The organism is Streptomyces sp. NPDC001843 (assembly GCF_042891955.1).
In the GTDB taxonomy this organism is placed as follows: domain Bacteria; phylum Actinomycetota; class Actinomycetes; order Streptomycetales; family Streptomycetaceae; genus Streptomyces.
In genome coordinates this window covers 212,551-227,162 of sequence record NZ_JBIATQ010000006.1, presented here as the reverse complement: position 1 = coordinate 227,162, position 14,612 = coordinate 212,551, and the positions used below count along the sequence as shown (strand labels likewise).

The 14,612-nt window shown below is 73.1% G+C and carries 13 protein-coding genes; 6 read left to right on the top strand and 7 right to left on the bottom strand.

What is annotated here, in order from left to right:
- Nucleotides 1–768 precede the first annotated feature (768 nt).
- The gene (locus ACFYZQ_RS17560) at nucleotides 769–1,971 is read left to right on the top strand and encodes an amino acid deaminase/aldolase (RefSeq protein WP_389147910.1); all 1,203 of its coding nucleotides are present in this window, start codon (nucleotides 769–771) and stop codon (nucleotides 1,969–1,971) included.
- Between the two features lie 24 nt (nucleotides 1,972–1,995).
- Here ACFYZQ_RS17560 and ACFYZQ_RS17555 read toward each other — a convergent pair whose 3' ends face one another.
- Genes ACFYZQ_RS17555 through ACFYZQ_RS17545 form a run of 3 tightly spaced genes read right to left on the bottom strand, consistent with a single transcriptional unit; the run spans nucleotide 1,996 to nucleotide 5,541 of the window.
- Entirely contained in the window at nucleotides 1,996–2,781 is a 786-nt protein-coding gene (locus tag ACFYZQ_RS17555) for a 3-oxoacyl-ACP reductase (protein ID WP_389147908.1), read from the bottom strand.
- Nucleotides 2,782–2,788: 7 nt separating this feature from the next.
- Nucleotides 2,789–4,159, bottom strand: coding sequence for an aldehyde dehydrogenase family protein (locus ACFYZQ_RS17550; protein WP_389147905.1), 1,371 nt, complete (start codon nucleotides 4,157–4,159; stop codon nucleotides 2,789–2,791).
- Between the two features lie 8 nt (nucleotides 4,160–4,167).
- Nucleotides 4,168–5,541, bottom strand: a complete 1,374-nt coding sequence (locus ACFYZQ_RS17545) for a glutamine synthetase family protein (protein ID WP_389147902.1) — start codon at nucleotides 5,539–5,541, stop codon at nucleotides 4,168–4,170.
- 127 nt (nucleotides 5,542–5,668) lie between these two features.
- Between ACFYZQ_RS17545 and ACFYZQ_RS17540 the strand changes: the two genes are divergently transcribed.
- The gene (locus ACFYZQ_RS17540; RefSeq protein WP_389147899.1) at nucleotides 5,669–6,403 is read left to right on the top strand and encodes a FadR/GntR family transcriptional regulator; all 735 of its coding nucleotides are present in this window, start codon (nucleotides 5,669–5,671) and stop codon (nucleotides 6,401–6,403) included.
- Nucleotides 6,404–6,455: 52 nt separating this feature from the next.
- On the top strand, nucleotides 6,456–7,160 hold the full coding sequence (locus tag ACFYZQ_RS17535; protein ID WP_389147896.1) for a gamma-glutamyl-gamma-aminobutyrate hydrolase family protein: 705 nt from the start codon (nucleotides 6,456–6,458) through the stop codon (nucleotides 7,158–7,160).
- Nucleotides 7,161–7,166: 6 nt separating this feature from the next.
- On the opposite strand, the gene ACFYZQ_RS17530 is transcribed toward ACFYZQ_RS17535, so the two are convergent.
- The 4 genes from ACFYZQ_RS17530 to ACFYZQ_RS17515 all read right to left on the bottom strand — a co-directional run bounded on the left by ACFYZQ_RS17530 (nucleotide 7,167) and on the right by ACFYZQ_RS17515 (nucleotide 10,513).
- Entirely contained in the window at nucleotides 7,167–8,138 is a 972-nt protein-coding gene (locus tag ACFYZQ_RS17530; protein ID WP_389147893.1) for an aminoglycoside phosphotransferase family protein, read from the bottom strand.
- 98 nt (nucleotides 8,139–8,236) lie between these two features.
- Nucleotides 8,237–9,187, bottom strand: a complete 951-nt coding sequence (locus ACFYZQ_RS17525; protein ID WP_389147890.1) for a LysR family transcriptional regulator — start codon at nucleotides 9,185–9,187, stop codon at nucleotides 8,237–8,239.
- A 20-nt stretch (nucleotides 9,188–9,207) separates the two neighbouring features.
- The gene (locus ACFYZQ_RS17520) at nucleotides 9,208–9,933 is read right to left on the bottom strand and encodes a helical backbone metal receptor (RefSeq protein WP_389147887.1); all 726 of its coding nucleotides are present in this window, start codon (nucleotides 9,931–9,933) and stop codon (nucleotides 9,208–9,210) included.
- Nucleotides 9,934–9,943: 10 nt separating this feature from the next.
- Nucleotides 9,944–10,513, bottom strand: a complete 570-nt coding sequence (locus ACFYZQ_RS17515; RefSeq protein ID WP_388794709.1) for a helix-turn-helix domain-containing protein — start codon at nucleotides 10,511–10,513, stop codon at nucleotides 9,944–9,946.
- Between the two features lie 506 nt (nucleotides 10,514–11,019).
- Here ACFYZQ_RS17515 and ACFYZQ_RS17510 point away from each other — a divergent pair.
- The 3 genes from ACFYZQ_RS17510 to ACFYZQ_RS17500 all read left to right on the top strand — a co-directional run bounded on the left by ACFYZQ_RS17510 (nucleotide 11,020) and on the right by ACFYZQ_RS17500 (nucleotide 14,602).
- Complete coding sequence (locus tag ACFYZQ_RS17510; protein WP_389148470.1) at nucleotides 11,020–11,955, top strand: 5'-3' exonuclease H3TH domain-containing protein; 936 nt, start codon at nucleotides 11,020–11,022, stop codon at nucleotides 11,953–11,955.
- 74 nt (nucleotides 11,956–12,029) lie between these two features.
- On the top strand, nucleotides 12,030–12,872 hold the full coding sequence (locus tag ACFYZQ_RS17505; protein ID WP_389147884.1) for a siderophore-interacting protein: 843 nt from the start codon (nucleotides 12,030–12,032) through the stop codon (nucleotides 12,870–12,872).
- Nucleotides 12,873–13,075: 203 nt separating this feature from the next.
- Nucleotides 13,076–14,602 carry an amino acid permease gene (locus ACFYZQ_RS17500; RefSeq protein WP_389147882.1) on the top strand — a complete coding sequence of 509 codons (1,527 nt, stop codon included), beginning with the start codon at nucleotides 13,076–13,078 and terminating at the stop codon, nucleotides 14,600–14,602.
- Nucleotides 14,603–14,612 lie beyond the last annotated feature (10 nt).

The following is a 14,612-nucleotide window of genomic DNA, read 5'->3' as shown; positions in this document are numbered from 1 at the left end:
CCGGACGAAGCGTCACCGGCCGCGGCACGCGCACCCGGGGAGCCCTCACCGGTGGTTGAACGTCCCTGCGGAGCGGTGTCACCGCCGGCGGGCCGAGCACCCGAGGTCGTGCGACCACCCGCCGGGCGGGAGCCCGAGGGGGCTCCGCTACCCGCCCCGCGCGGCCGAGGCGGTAGGTCATCGGCCCTCGACCGCGCACCCGAGGAACCCTCACCTGCCGCCGACCGCGCCTGCGCAGAGGCGCCACCGCCCACCGGCCGAGCACCCGACGTCGTGCCACCGCCCACCGGACGGGAGCCCGAGGGGGCGCCACCACCTGTCCGCCGCGCACCCGAAGCGGCGCCACCGCTCGCGCTGCGCGGGTCGAACCGGAAATCGCGGGCCGTCGCGCGCGGGGCCGAGGGGGCTTCGCCGCGCTCCGTGCGGCCCGGTGCCGCAGCGGTGAGGGGGTCCCGTGTGGCCTTCGGTTCCGGCTCTGCGTCCGAGGCGTCGCCCGGCGGGGTGGAGTCGTCGGAGGGGCGTGGGGGGATCGGGGCGTGCCGCGCTTCCGTGCTCATGCACCCCCCGCTTCCTCGTGCCGTCATGCATACCCGCACGCGCGGACCGGCATCCCGGCGCAGCGACAGCGGCCGGGACGGTTTCCACCGTGCGTGTGCGCGTCACTCTACGGCTTGGTCCTGGTCGAACGGGAACCAGTCCACGAGGCCGGGGGTATCTGCCCGGAACGTCCCTCTACCCTGCGGTAATCCTGTCTGGCAGGCTTCGTGCATGACTGCGCGCGCCTCCGACCGGGCCCGTTACGACAAGGCCACTGCCCATCTCGACGCCCCTCTCGCGATCGTGGACCTGGACGCCTTCGACGCCAACGCCGCCGATCTCGTGCGGCGAGCGGGCGGAAAACCGATCCGCCTCGCCAGCAAGTCCGTACGCTGCCGGGCCCTGCTGGAGCGGGTGCTGGCGAAGGACGGGTTCGCCGGCATCATGTCGTTCACGCTGGCCGAGTCGCTGTGGCTCGCCCGCTCCGGGTTCGACGACGTCCTGCTCGCCTATCCGTCCGTCGACCGGTCCGGTTACGCCGAACTCGCCGGGGACCCCAAGCTCGCCGCCGCCGTCACGGTGATGGTCGACCACCCCGCCCAGCTGGACCTGATCGACGCCGCCCGGGGCGGTGGCCGCGAAGTGGTGCGTGTCTGCCTGGAGTTGGACACCTCGCTGAAGCTGCTCGGCGGGCGGGTGCGGGTGGGTGCGCGCCGCTCGCCGCTGCACTCCCCCGCCCAGGTGGCCGACCTGGCGCGGGCCGTGACCCGGCGACCGGGCTTCCGGCTGGTGGGGATCATGGCGTACGAGGGGCACATCGCCGGGGTGGGTGACTCGGTCGCCGGCCGTCCCTTCCGCTCCCGCGCCGTCCGGCTGATGCAGGCCACCGCCCGGCGGGAACTGGCCGAGCGGCGGGCCGCGGTGGTGCGGGCGGTCCGGGCGGTGGCGCCGGACCTCGAGTTCGTCAACGGCGGTGGCACGGGCAGTGTGCAGCACACCGCCGCCGAGGCGGCCGTCACCGAGATCGGGGCCGGTTCGGGACTGTACGTGCCGCGGCTGTTCGACAACTACACGTCGTTCACCGGCCGCCCGGCCGCCCTCTTCGCCATGCCCGTCGTGAGGCGGCCGGGCGTGGGGGTCGTCACCGTGCTCGGCGGCGGCTATCCCGCTTCCGGCGCCCCCGGCCCCGACCGGCTGCCGGTGCCGTACCTGCCCGAGGGACTGCGCTACGACCCCCAGGAGGGGCCCGGCGAGGTGCAGACGCCACTGCTCGGCTCGCCCGCCGACGATCTGCTGATCGGCGACAAGGTGTGGTTCCGGCACGCGAAGGCCGGTGAGCTGTGCGAGCGGTTCGACGTGCTGCACCTGGTCGAGGGGGACGCGGTGACGGCGACGGTGCCGACGTACCGGGGTGAGGGACACACCTTCCTGTGACGCACCTTCCCCGGACGCCCGGCCCTACAGGGGCGTGACGTACGCGCCGGAGATCCCGCCGTCCACCAGGAAGTCGGTGGCGTTGACGAAGGAGGAGTCGTCGCTGGCCAGGAAGGCGACGGCGGCGGCGATCTCCTCCGCCTCGGCGAACCGGCCGACCGGGATGTGCACCAGGCGGCGGGCGGCCCGCTCGGGGTCCTTGGCGAACAGCTCCTGCAGGAGCGGGGTGTTGACCGGGCCCGGGCAGAGCGCGTTGACGCGGATGCCCTCCCGCGCGAACTGCACGCCCAGCTCACGGGACATGGCGAGCACCCCGCCCTTGGACGCCGTGTAGGAAATCTGGGAGGTGGCGGCGCCCATCCTCGCCACGAAGGACGCCGTGTTGATGATGGAGCCCCTGCCCTGGCGGCGCATGTAGGGGATCGCGGCCTTGCAGCACAGGTAGACGGAGGTGAGGTTGACCTCCTGGACGCGCTTCCAGGCCTCCAGGCCGGTCTCCAGGATGGAGTCGTCGTCAGGTGGGGAGATGCCGGCGTTGTTGAAGGCGACGTCCACGCTGCCGTAGGTGTCGAAGGCGGCCTTGAAGAGCGCCTCGACCTGGTCGGGGTCGGTGACGTCGACCTTCACGTAGAGCCCGCCGACCTCCTCGGCTGCGGCCTTGCCGCGGGTTTCGTCGACGTCGCCGCAGACGACGTGCGCGCCCTCGGAGGCGAGCCGGCGGGCGGTGGCGAGGCCGATGCCGCTGCCGGCTCCGGTGACGACGGCGGTGCGGCCGACCAGACGGCGGCAGATGGTGGTTTCCTCGGTCATGTGCGGCTCAGGCCTCCGTGCTGATGAAGACGTTCTTGGTTTCGGTGAAGGCGGTCAGGGCTTCGGGGCCCAGTTCGCGGCCGATGCCGGACTGCTTGAAGCCGCCGAAGGGGGTCCAGTAGCGGACGCTGGAGTGGGAGTTGACGGACAGGTTGCCGGCCCGGACGGCCTGGGACACGCGCAGGGCGCGGCCGACGTCCCGGGTCCAGACGGAGCCGGAGAGGCCGTAGTCGGTGGCGTTGGCGAGCGCCACGGCCTCCGCCTCGTCCTCGAAGGGCAGGACGACGGCGACGGGCCCGAAGACCTCCTCCACCGCCACGCGCGCGTGCGGGTCCACACCGGTGAGGACGGTGGGCGGGAACCAGAAGCCGGCGCCCTCAGGGACCTTGCCGCGGATGCCCTCGGCCTGCGGTGGCATGTACGAACGCACCCTCTCCAGCTGGGCCTTGGAGATCAGGGGGCCCATCTGTGTGCTCCCGTCGGCCGGGTCGCCGACGACGACGGACTCGATCGCGGGGGCGAGGAGGTCGAGGAACCGGTCGTGGACGCCGCGCTGGACGAGGATGCGGGTCCGGGCGCAGCAGTCCTGGCCGGCGTTGTCGAGGAAGGACATGGGGGCCGCGGCGGCCGCCGCCTCCAGGTCGGCGTCGGCGAAGACGACGTTGGGGCTCTTGCCGCCGAGTTCCAGGGTGACGCGCTTGACCTGTTCGGCGCACAGCGCCATGACGCGCTTGCCGACCCGGGTGGACCCCGTGAAGACGATCTTGGCGACGCCGGGGTGCCGTACGAGCGAGTCGCCCGCGATGTCGCCGCGTCCCGGCAGTACTTGGAAGAGGTGCTCGGGGAGCCCGGCCTCCAGGGCGAGTTCGGCGAGCCGCAGCGCGGTGAGCGGGGTGGTCTCGGCGGGTTTGAGGATGACGGCGTTGCCCGCGGCGAGGGCCGGGGCCGTGCCCCACGCGGCGATCGGCATGGGGAAGTTCCAGGGCGCGATGACGCCGACGACGCCGAGCGGTTCGAGGATCGTGACGTCCAGGCCGCCGGGAACCGGGATCTGCCGGCCCGCCAGCCGCTCCACGCCACCGGCCGCGTAGTCGAGGAGGTCGCGCACGTTGCCCGCCTCCCAGCGGGCGTTGCCGATGGTGTGTCCGGCTTCGCGGACCTCCAGGAGCGCGAGTTCCTCGAGGTGTTCGTCGACGACGACGGCGAAACGGCGCAGCAGCCGGGCCCGGTCGGCGGGCGCGGCGGCGGCCCATGCGCGCTGTGCGCGGGCGGCCCGGTGGACCGCGGCGTCGACGTCCTGTTCGACGGCGCCGGGAACGGTCGCGATCACCTCTTCCGTCGCGGGGTTGAGGACGTCGAGTTCGTACGGTTGCGACACGTGGTGCCTCACATGCGTTCGAAGGAGCGGCGCAGCTCCCAGTCGGTGACCGCGGCGTCGAAGGCGTCGAGTTCGACGCGCGCCATGTTGCGGTAGTGCGCGACGACCTCGGCGCCGAAGGCGGCCTCGGCGATCGCGCTGTTCTCCCAGAGCTCGGCGGCCTCGCGCAGTGTGGTGGGCACGTGCGCGAAGTCGGCGGTGTAGGCGTTGCCCGGGCAGGGCTCGGGCAGCTCCAGCTTCTGCTCGATGCCGTACAGCCCGGCCGCCACCAGTCCGGCGACGGCGAGGTGCGGGTTGACGTCGCCGCCGGGCAGCCGGTTCTCGAAGCGCAGGGAGCGGCCGTGGCCGACGACCCGCAGGGCGCAGGTGCGGTTGTCGTGGCCCCAGGCGACGGCGGTCGGGGCGAAGGAGCCCGGCTGGAACCGCTTGTAGGAGTTGATGTTCGGGGCGTAGAGGAGGGAGAAGTCACGGAGTGCGACGAGCTGGCCGGCGAGGAAGTGCCGCATCACCTCGGACATGCCGCCCTCGCCGTCCGCGCCCTCCGCGGCCATGACGTTGCCGCCGTCGGCGTCGGCGAGCGAGAGGTGGATGTGGCAGGAGTTGCCCTCGCGCTCGTTGTACTTGGCCATGAAGGTGAGGGACATGCCCTCCTGGGCGGCGATCTCCTTGGCTCCGGTCTTGTAGATCGCGTGCTGGTCGCAGGTGACGAGGGCCTCGTCGTAGCGGAAGGCGATCTCGTGCTGGCCGGGGTTGCACTCGCCCTTGGCGGACTCGACGGTCAGCCCGGCGCCGGCCATCTCGTTGCGGATGCGGCGCAGCAGGGGCTCGATGCGGCCGGTGCCGAGGACGGAGTAGTCGATGTTGTACTGGTTGGCCGGGGTGAGCCCTCGGTAGCCGGAGTCCCAGGCCTGCTCGTAGGTGTCCTTGAAGACGATGAACTCCAGCTCGGTGCCGACCTGGGCGGTGTAGCCGAGTTCGGCGAGCCGCTCCAGCTGGCGGCGCAGGATCTGGCGGGGAGCGGCGACGACCGGGGAGCCGTCGTTCCAGGCGAGGTCGGCGATCACCATGGCCGTGCCCTCGTTCCAGGGGACGCGGCGCAGGGTGGTCAGGTCGGGATGCATGGCGAAGTCGCCGTAGCCGCGGTCCCAGGAGGACATGGCGTAGCCGTCGACGGTGTTCATCTCGGTGTCGACGGCGAGGAGGTAGTTACAGCCCTCGGTGCCGTGGTGGAGGACCTCGTCGAGGAAGAAGCGTGCGGCGAACCGCTTGCCCTGGAGCCGCCCCTGCATGTCGGGGAAGGCCAGGACGACAGTGTCGATCTCACCGCCGGCGACGAGGGTGTGCAGCTCCTCGACGCTCAGCGGGGGTGTGCGGTCTGCCACGGGAGAGCCTCCTTCGGCTTCTTCGTGCCTCTTAGCGCATTCTCGCGCTTCCTCGCCGCTTTTTCGGCCGGGCCGGGAGCCATAAGGTATTGCCGAGAACCATTGCTTGGGAAGGGGGCACGGCCAGATGCCAGTGGATGCCGACGGTGGCCTCGGCGACCGGCTCACGCCGGTGCTGCGGCCGGTGCGGGCGGGCAACGGCTTCGAGGAGGCGCTGGAGCAGATCCTGCAGGTGGTCCGGCTGGGTCTGGTACCGGGCGGGGGGCGGCTGCCCGCCGAGCGGGAGCTGGCGGAGCGGCTGGGGATCAGCCGGGTGACGCTGCGCGAGGTACTGAAGGTGCTCCAGGAGCAGGGGCTGGTGGAGTCCCGGCGCGGGCGGTACGGCGGGACGTTCGTGCTGCCGCGCACGGAGGCGGGCGGCGAGGACGAACTGCGGCGCCGGATCGCCGAGGTCGACGTCGAGGACGTGCTCCGCTTCCGTGAGGTGCTCGAGGTGGGCGCGGCGGGCCTGTGCGCGGCGCACGGGCTGACCGGCGGGCCGGCGGCCCGGCTGCGCGAGGCGCTGGCCCGCACGCATGACGCGCCGCTCGCCGACTACCGCCGCCTGGACACCCTGCTCCACCTCACCCTGGCCGAGCTGTGCGGCTCACCGACGCTCGCCGCGCAGTACGCGGCCGTCCGGGCGACCGTGAACGACCTGCTGGACTGCATCCCGCTGCTGGTCCGCAACCTGGAGCACTCGCAGCGGCAGCACACCGCGCTGGTGGGGGCGGTGCTGGAGGGGGACGCGGACGGGGCACGGGAGATGATGCGGGAGCACTGTGCGGGGACGGCGGCGCTGCTGCGGGGCTTCCTGGCATGAGCGGCCGCCGCAAAGGTGTGAAGGTGAACCATATGAGCGCTGGGAGGCCCGCATGACCGGACGACCGCTGATCGGCGTGAGCACGTACCTGGAGGCCGGGGCGCGCTGGGGGGTCTGGGAGCTCGAGGCGGCCCTGCTGGCGGCCGCCTATCCCCGCCTGGTCCAGCGGGCCGGGGGGCTGACCGCCATGCTGCCCCCCGACGATCCCGCGCACGCGGCGGCCACGGTGGCCCGGCTGGACGGTGTGGTGATCGCGGGCGGCCCGGACGTCGACCCGGCCCGCTACGGCGCCGAACGCTCCCCCCGCACGGGCCCGCCCGCACCCGAGCGGGACGCCTGGGAACTCGCCCTGATCGACGCGGCACTGGCCGCGCGCGTCCCGCTGCTCGGCATCTGCCGGGGCATGCAGCTGCTGAACGTGGCCCTCGGCGGCACCCTCGTACAGCACCTCGACGGGCACGCGGAGGCGGTCGGCGTGTTCGGCGGCCACCCGGTCAAGCCGGTCCCCGGCACCCGGTACGCCGAGGCCGTACCGGAGGAGACGACCGTACCCACCTACCACCACCAGGCCGTGGACCGGCTCGGCGAGGGCCTCGTCCCCTCGGCCCACGCCGCCGACGGCACCGTGGAGGCCCTCGAACTGCCGTCCGCCGACTGGGTAGTGGGCGTGCAGTGGCACCCGGAGATGGGCGAGGACCTCCGCGTCATGCAGGCACTGGTCCGGGCGGCGTCCGGCCCCGGCCCCTCAGCCCCGTAGCGCCTCTCAGCCGGCGGCGAGACGCTCCCTGAGCCAGGTCAGGGCCGCTTCCCCCTGCGCGCGCTGGAAGGCACGGACCGTGGGGATGCCCGGGGGCGGGGGCTGCAGCGAGTGGCGCAGGAAGTAGCCGGTCAGTGCCGCCAGGGTGGCGGTGACCGCGGCCGGGTCGGCGTCCCGGCCCACCGGATGCCCGGTGAACAGCTCCTCCGGCTCGGGCCCGCCCTGCGCCCGTACGCACGGCAGCATCACCAGCAGGTCGAACCACGGCGCGGCGCGCACGGCGTGGGGCCAGTCGACGAACACGACGCCATGGCCGTCCTCCTCACCGGTGAGGAGGACGTTGTCGGCGCGCAGGTCGGCGTGGGCGAGGGTGTCGCCGCCGGCTGCCCGGCGCCAGGCGCCGGCGAGTCCGGCGAGCTCGGGCAGATGGGCGACGGCCCAGGGGTCGAGGCGTCCGGTGAGGTCGCCCTCCGCCCCGTCGAGCAGTTGCCGCCAGCCGTCGAACGTTCCGGCCAGGGCCTCGGCCACGGGCGGAGCGGCGACGGGTGACGGGGTGAGGCCGCTGCTCAGCTCGCCGACGGCGCCCAGGACCAGCCGGAGCTCGGCCGGCCGCCACGGCACGTGGGGCTGGCGCCCGGCGACGTCCTCGAAGACCAGGGCGACCCAGGTGCCGTCGTCGTAGGTGCCGAGCAGCCGGGGCGCGGGGACGGTCTCCGGGAGGGCGGCGGCGTTGCGGGCCTCGGCGCGGTGCATGGCCGGGCTGTGCGGGTTGGCGTCCGCGCTGACCGCCTTCACGAAGGCGCGCCGGCCGGTGGCGGTACGGACCCGCGCCGCCACACCGGGCGAGAAGCCACCCGGCTGGGTCACGGCGTGGACGACAGGGGCACCGAGCAGGCCGGCGACGGCGTCAGTGACAGTGGTGGGGAGTTTCTCCCAGGGGGTGCGGACACCTGTGGCGGGCGGGGCGGTGGAGGCCATGCGCCATGGTGGCGGGCGTGGGGAAGAGTGCGCCAGCGGATTTCCGCTCGCGTGCGCCAGCGGATTTCCGCTCGTCCGACTCCGGCGGTACGGGTGCCTCAGGCCGGGTGGTCGGGTCGGGAGCGGGTCAGGGAGAGCAGGTCCCGGGCGGGCCCCGCCGGGCGGTGGCCCGTCGGCCAGACCGCGCGCAGGTCGCGCCGGAGCGCGACGCCCTCCACCGGAATGCTCACCAGGCGGCGCAGGGACAGTTCCTCGCCGACCGCGAGTTCGCTCAGCACCGCGGGGCCGGCTCCGCTGACCGCAGACGCCTTGACCGCGGTGGTCGAGGACAGCTCGATCAGGGGGCGGGCCAGGCCGCCCAGGGCCGCGTCCAGCACCTGGCGGGTGCCCGAACCCTTCTCCCTGAGGATCAGCGGGGTCGATGCCAGTTCACGTGCCGCGAGCGGGCGCCGGCGGCGGGCCCACGGGTGGGCCGGTGCCGTCACGACGATCAGCCGATCGTGGGCGATCACCGCGGAGTCCAGGCCGGACGGCACCGACAGCCCCTCCACGAAACCCACGTCGGCCTCGTCCGCGAGCAGCCGCTCGGCCACCGCGGCCGAGTTCCCGGCGAGCAGCGAGACCGCCGTGTCCGGCCGCCGGGCGCGCAGCGCGATCAACCAGCCCGGCAGGAGGTACTCCGCGATGGTCATGCTCGCCGCGACCCGCAGCCGGGAGTCCCGGCGGTCCCTGAGCGCCTGGGCACCCGCGTCGAAGGCCTCCGCCGCCTCCACCACCCGCCGCGCCCAGTCGGTGACCAGCGCGCCCGTGTCCGTGAGCCGGGAGCCGCGCGGCGACCGGTCCACGAGGGCCACGCCCAGCTGCCGCTCCATGGAGCGGATCCGGCTGCTGGCCGCGGGCTGGCTGATGCCGACCTCCCGGGCCGCCGCCCCGAGGCTGCCCAGCCGCGCGACCGCCAGCAGCAGTTCCAGCGCACCCAGATCGGGCACCCGGTACGCCAGCGAACCGGCCCCCCGCCGCTTGCCGGCCGCATCCCTCGCCTCGCTCATAAAGCCAGCTTATGTGCTGGTCACCGCATGTCCCCAGGCGCCCGCAGGGCCCCGGCCAGTACCCGCGGCGCCTCGGCCAGCGAGGGCCCGTACCAGGTCAGGTGCCGTCCGCTGACCAGTGCGCAGCTCAGCCCCGGGAAGGCCTCGGGGCCGTCGTCCGCCGTGAAGCGGTACGGCTCGTCCGGCAGGACGACCAGGTCGGGGCAGGCGGCCCTCAGCTCGTCGAGGGGCACGCGCGGGTAGCGGTCGGGGTGGTCGGCGTAGAGGTGGTCGACACCCAGCCGGGCCAGCACGTCACCCGCGAACGTGTCCCGGCCCAGCACCATCCACGGCCGACGCCAGATGGGCACCACCGCCCTCGTACGGCGGTCCGGCACCGGCGGTGCCGCCCAGGCGGCTTGCGCCTCGTCCAGCCACCGCGGCCGGCTCCCCGCCCCGCACGCGGCCAGTACGCGCCACAGCTCACGGAAGGCCTGCGGCACGCCCCGCACCTCCGTGACCAGGACCGTCAGACCCGCCGCGCGCAGGGCGTCGAGGTCGGGCGCGCGGTTCTCCTCCTCGTTGGCGAGCACCAGGTCGGGAGCGAGGGCGGCGATGCGGTCGAGCCGGGGGTTCTTGGTGCCGCCGACACGGGTGACGTCGAGGTCCGCCGGATGGCTGCACCAGTCCGTGGCGCCGACGAGCACGCCGGGCAGGGACACGGCGACCGCCTCGGTGAGAGACGGCACGAGGGACACGACCCGCACGTCGGGGACCCTAGCGCGACCGGTCCTTGACCGCCTCGATGTGTTCCGCCACCGCGACGACGATCACCCGGGTGTCCGGGACGGTGGCCCGCCACCGGTGGCGGACGCCACCGGTGAGGTAGAGGGTGTCACCGCGGCCGAGACGGTAGGCGCGGCCCTCGGCCTCGATCTCCACCGCGCCGTCGGCGACGTACATCAACTCGTCGTTGCGGTGCTGGAATTCGCGGCCCGCGTCGTGGTCGCCGGTGATCTCGGAGGCGTGCAGTTGATGGTGCCCGCGCACCAGGGAGCGCACCCGGGGATCGAAGTCGTTGTCCGTGATCTCGGCACGGACGACGTCCACGCTGCATGCCGGGTCGGCGGCGGCGAGGAGCTCGACGGCGGTGGTGCGCAGTGCGTCGGCCACCTTCTCCAGGGAGCCTGTGCTCGGGCGCGCCCGGTCGTTCTCGATCTGGCTCAGGAAGGGGACCGACAGGCCGCTGCGCTCGGCCACGACGGCGAGGGTGAGCTGCAGCGCGCGGCGGCGCCGCCGGACGGCCGCGCCCACCCGGAGGGGCTGCTGTTCTTTGTGGTCGCCCATCGCTTCGGCTCCCTCCTTCGCTCGTCGTTGTTTTTCCCACCGGGTGCCCCGCATCGGGCACGCCACTTCTGATGACTTCTCTGCACCCTACGCATGTTCGGCAAACCGTTTCACGCGGCCGTCACATCGATGTCATGTCGCATCGGCGCGACCCTCACAGATCGCGCCAGTCCCAGAGCCCTCGGACGCCCCGTGCGGGGGACTCGCCCCCAGGGGTGAACACGTCGAGCGGGCCGACCGGCGACAGCCCGGCCGCCTCTCCGGCCGTGCGCAGTGCCGGACGGTCGGCGCTGACCTTCGATCAGGACGCCGCAGGGAAGCACGAACTCCATTGCCCATGGGCCCAGTTGGTGACCTGCCCACCAGCCGGACGGCAAGGTCTGGGCATGGCCGTAGCACTACGTGATTGGCCGGATCCTTCTGGTAGGCGAGAGCACGCCCGGACGCCGTCCGCCCCCGCGTGCACCGGTCCGCCCCCGGCTCGCGGAATCACCCGGTACGGCATGATGCGAGGCGTGACCGGACGACTGATGCTCCTCGACACCGCCTCCCTGTACTTCCGCGCCTACTTCGGCGTGCCGGACTCGGTGAAGGCGCCGGACGGCACGCCGGTGAACGCCGTGCGCGGGCTGCTGGACTTCATCGACCGACTGGTGAAGGACCACCGGCCGGACCACCTCGTGGCGTGCATGGACGCCGACTGGCGACCCGGGTGGCGGGTCGACCTGATCCCCTCCTACAAGGCGCACCGGGTGGCCGAGGTGCACGAGGGGGGACCGGACGAGGAGGAGGTCCCGGACACGCTCTCCCCTCAGGTGCCGGTCATCGAAGCCGTCCTGGACGCGATCGGCATCGCGCGGGTCGGCGTCGAGGGCTACGAGGCGGACGACGTGATCGGCACGTTCACCGCGCGCGCCGGGGGCCCGGTCGACATCGTCACCGGCGACCGCGACCTCTATCAGCTGGTGGACGACGCCCGCGGGGTGCGGGTGCTGTACCCCCTCAAGGGCGTGGGCACGCTGCAGCTGACCGACGAGGCCTGGCTGCGCGAGAAGTATGGGGTCGACGGCAGCGGGTACGCGGATCTCGCGTTGCTGCGCGGCGACCCGAGCGACGGCCTGCCGGGCGTGCCCGGCATCGGCGAGAAGACGGCGGCCAAGCTGCTCGCCGAGTTCGGCGACCTCGACGGGATCATGGCGGCGGTCGACGACCCGGGGGCCAAGCTCACGCCGTCGCAGCGCAAGCGGCTGGAGGAGGCCCGCCCGTACGTGGCGGTCGCCCCGACGGTCGTCCGAGTGGCCCCCGACGTCCCGCTGCCGGACGTCGACACGACGCTGCCGCGCGCCCCGCGCGACCCGGCAGGGCTGGAGGGGCTTTCGGCGCGCTGGGGGCTGGGCGGTTCCCTGCAGCGGCTGCTGACGACGCTCTCGTCCAGCTCTTGAGCGAAGGGGTGTTCCATCCCCCCGAGTGGTAACTTAGGTAATCCTAACCAATGGAGCAGAGCCGGGAGGCCGTCATGGCAGAACGTCCGGGACGCAAGCCGCGGAAACCCTATGCGGCCCAGGTCGTGCGCACGGAGCGGCTGACCCCGCACATGCAGCGGGTGGTGCTCGGCGGCGCAGGGCTGGCCGACTTCGCCCCGGACACCTGCACCGACCACTATGTGAAGCTCCTCTTCCCGGCCGAGGGCGCGAGCTATCCCGAGCCCTTCGACGTGGAGCGGATCCGTGCGGAGTTCCCGCGCGAGCAGTGGCCGGTGACCCGGACGTACACAGTGCGCGCCTGGAACCCCGAGGACCGCGAACTGACCCTGGACTTCGTGATCCACGGCGACGAGGGACTGGCCGGGCCATGGGCGGTGCGCGTCCAGCCGGGTGAGACCGTGCACTTCATGGGTCCCGGCGGGGCGTACGCGCCGGACGTGAGCGCCGACTGGCATCTGCTCGCCGGCGACGAGAGCGCCCTGCCCGCGATCGCCCGCTCCCTGGAGGCGCTGCCCGAGGGCACGAGGGCGCACGCATTCGTCGAGGTCACAGGCCCCGAGGAGGAGCAGAAGATCGACTCCGATGTGCAGGTCGTCTGGCTGCACCGCGGTGACCGGCCGGTCGGTGAGGCGCTGGTCGAAGCGGTACGGACGCTGGAGTTCCCGCAGGGACGGGTGCACGCGTTCGTGCACGGCGAGGCGGGCTTCGTGAAGGAGCTGCGCCGGCTGCTGCGCGTCGAGCTCGCCATACCGCGCGAGGACCTGTCGATCTCCGGTTACTGGCGGCTGGGCCACAACGAGGACGGCTGGCAGGCCTCCAAGCGGGAGTGGAACGCGCGGGTCGAGGCGGAGCAGGAGGGCGGCGCGGCGGCCTGACGCCTGCGACGGCACTTGGCGGCACGCGGCGGCGCTCCACGAGGGCGCCGCCGCTGTCGTATTCGGGGGAGCCACGTGGAGGCGTGAGGACTTGGGCCCGCACCGGACACGTCGGCGTGACGCGGTGGAAACAGCCCCTGCCTAATTTCTGTCGCCCGACAGGAACTCGATTCCTCCCTCGCGCGCCCAAGGCAGGTGCCGCCGTGACGACAACCGACGACCGCTCCCTCCACGACCGTTCCCTCCAGGAGTTCGGCTACCGCCAGGAACTGCACCGCAGCCTCGGCCGGTACGCCTCGTTCGCCGCCGGGTTCTCCTTCATCTCCGTCCTGACGACCGTCTTCCAGTTCTTCGCCTTCGGGTACTCCTTCGGTGGGCCGGTCTTCTTCTGGGCCTGGCCGGCCGTGCTGCTCGGCCAGCTCGCGGTCGCCGCTTGTTTCGCGGAGCTGGCCGCCCGCTACCCGATCTCCGGCGCGATCTACCAGTGGTCCTCGCGGCTGTCGACCCCCGCCTTCGGCTGGTTCGCCGGCTGGATCATGGTGATCGGGCAGATCGTGGTGGTCGCGGCGGCGGCTCTGGCCCTGCAGATGGTGCTGCCGGCGCTCTGGTCCGGCTTCCAGCTGATCGGCCACGACCCCTCACCGGTCTCCGCCGACGGCGCCGCGAACGCCGCGGTGCTCGGCGTGGTCCTGCTGGTGCTGACGACACTGGTCAACATCATGGACAACCGCGTGATGTCCGCGATCAACCGCATCGGTGTGACCGCGGAGATCATCGGCGCCGCGCTGATCGTCGTCCTGCTGCTGACCCACGCGAAGCGGTCCCCCGGGATCACCTTCCACACGGGGGCCGCGACACAGAACGGCCTGTTCGGCGCCCTGCTGGTCGGCTCGTTCACGGCTGCCTACGTGATGATCGGTTTCGACAGCGCGGGCGAGATGAGCGAGGAGACGCACCGCCCGCGCCGCACCGCCCCGCGCACCATCCTCACCGCCCTCGGTGCCGCCGGACTGCTCGGCGGGCTGGTGGTGCTCGGCGGGCTGCTCGCCGCGCCCAGCCTCACCGACGGGCACCTCGCGGTCGACGGACTGAGCTACGTCCTGACGAGCAGCCTGGGCGACGGGGTCGGCCGGGTGCTGCTGGCCGATGTGGTGGTGGCGATCGCGGTGGCCACGCTGGCGATCCAGACGGCGGCCTGCCGGATGCTGTTCTCCATGGCACGCGACGGCCGTCTGCCCTTCTCCCACCGGCTCGCCAGGGTCAACCCGCGTACCGGCCAGCCCAGCGCCCCGGCCCTGGTCGTCGGCCTGCTCGCGGCGGCCCTGCTGCTGCTGAACTTCACCTCCCCCGATGCGTTCCTGGCCATCGGCACCACCTGCATCGTGATGCTCTACCTCGCCTACGCCATGGTCACCGGTCCCCTGCTGCTGCGCCGCCTGCGCGGCCGGTTCACCGCCAACGGCACCGACGAGGCCGGCGAACCCCTGTTCTCCCTGGGCCGCTGGGGCCTCCCGGTCAACGCGATCGCCTTGCTGTACGGCCTGGCCATGACGGTCAACCTGGCCTGGCCGCGGGCGGCGGTGTACGACCCTGAGGGCGGGCACTGGTACTTCCAGTGGTTCACGGTCCTGTTCCTCGCCGCGACGCTTGCGGCCGGGGCGGCCTACCGTGCCTACCGAGCGCGTACGGCGCTGGTGGACCCGGAGACCGCGGAGGCGGTGCCCGCTTAGGACTCCGGCG

Coding starts and splice junctions, on each gene's coding strand:
- ACFYZQ_RS17560 (WP_389147910.1), top strand. CDS start 769: ATGACTGCGCGCGCCTCCGACCGGGCCCGTTACGACAAGGCCACTGCC.
- ACFYZQ_RS17555 (WP_389147908.1), bottom strand. CDS start 2,781: ATGACCGAGGAAACCACCATCTGCCGCCGTCTGGTCGGCCGCACCGCC.
- ACFYZQ_RS17540 (WP_389147899.1), top strand. CDS start 5,669: ATGCCAGTGGATGCCGACGGTGGCCTCGGCGACCGGCTCACGCCGGTG.
- ACFYZQ_RS17535 (WP_389147896.1), top strand. CDS start 6,456: ATGACCGGACGACCGCTGATCGGCGTGAGCACGTACCTGGAGGCCGGG.
- ACFYZQ_RS17530 (WP_389147893.1), bottom strand. CDS start 8,138: ATGGCCTCCACCGCCCCGCCCGCCACAGGTGTCCGCACCCCCTGGGAG.
- ACFYZQ_RS17525 (WP_389147890.1), bottom strand. CDS start 9,187: ATGAGCGAGGCGAGGGATGCGGCCGGCAAGCGGCGGGGGGCCGGTTCG.
- ACFYZQ_RS17515 (WP_388794709.1), bottom strand. CDS start 10,513: ATGGGCGACCACAAAGAACAGCAGCCCCTCCGGGTGGGCGCGGCCGTC.
- ACFYZQ_RS17510 (WP_389148470.1), top strand. CDS start 11,020: ATGCGAGGCGTGACCGGACGACTGATGCTCCTCGACACCGCCTCCCTG.
- ACFYZQ_RS17505 (WP_389147884.1), top strand. CDS start 12,030: ATGGCAGAACGTCCGGGACGCAAGCCGCGGAAACCCTATGCGGCCCAG.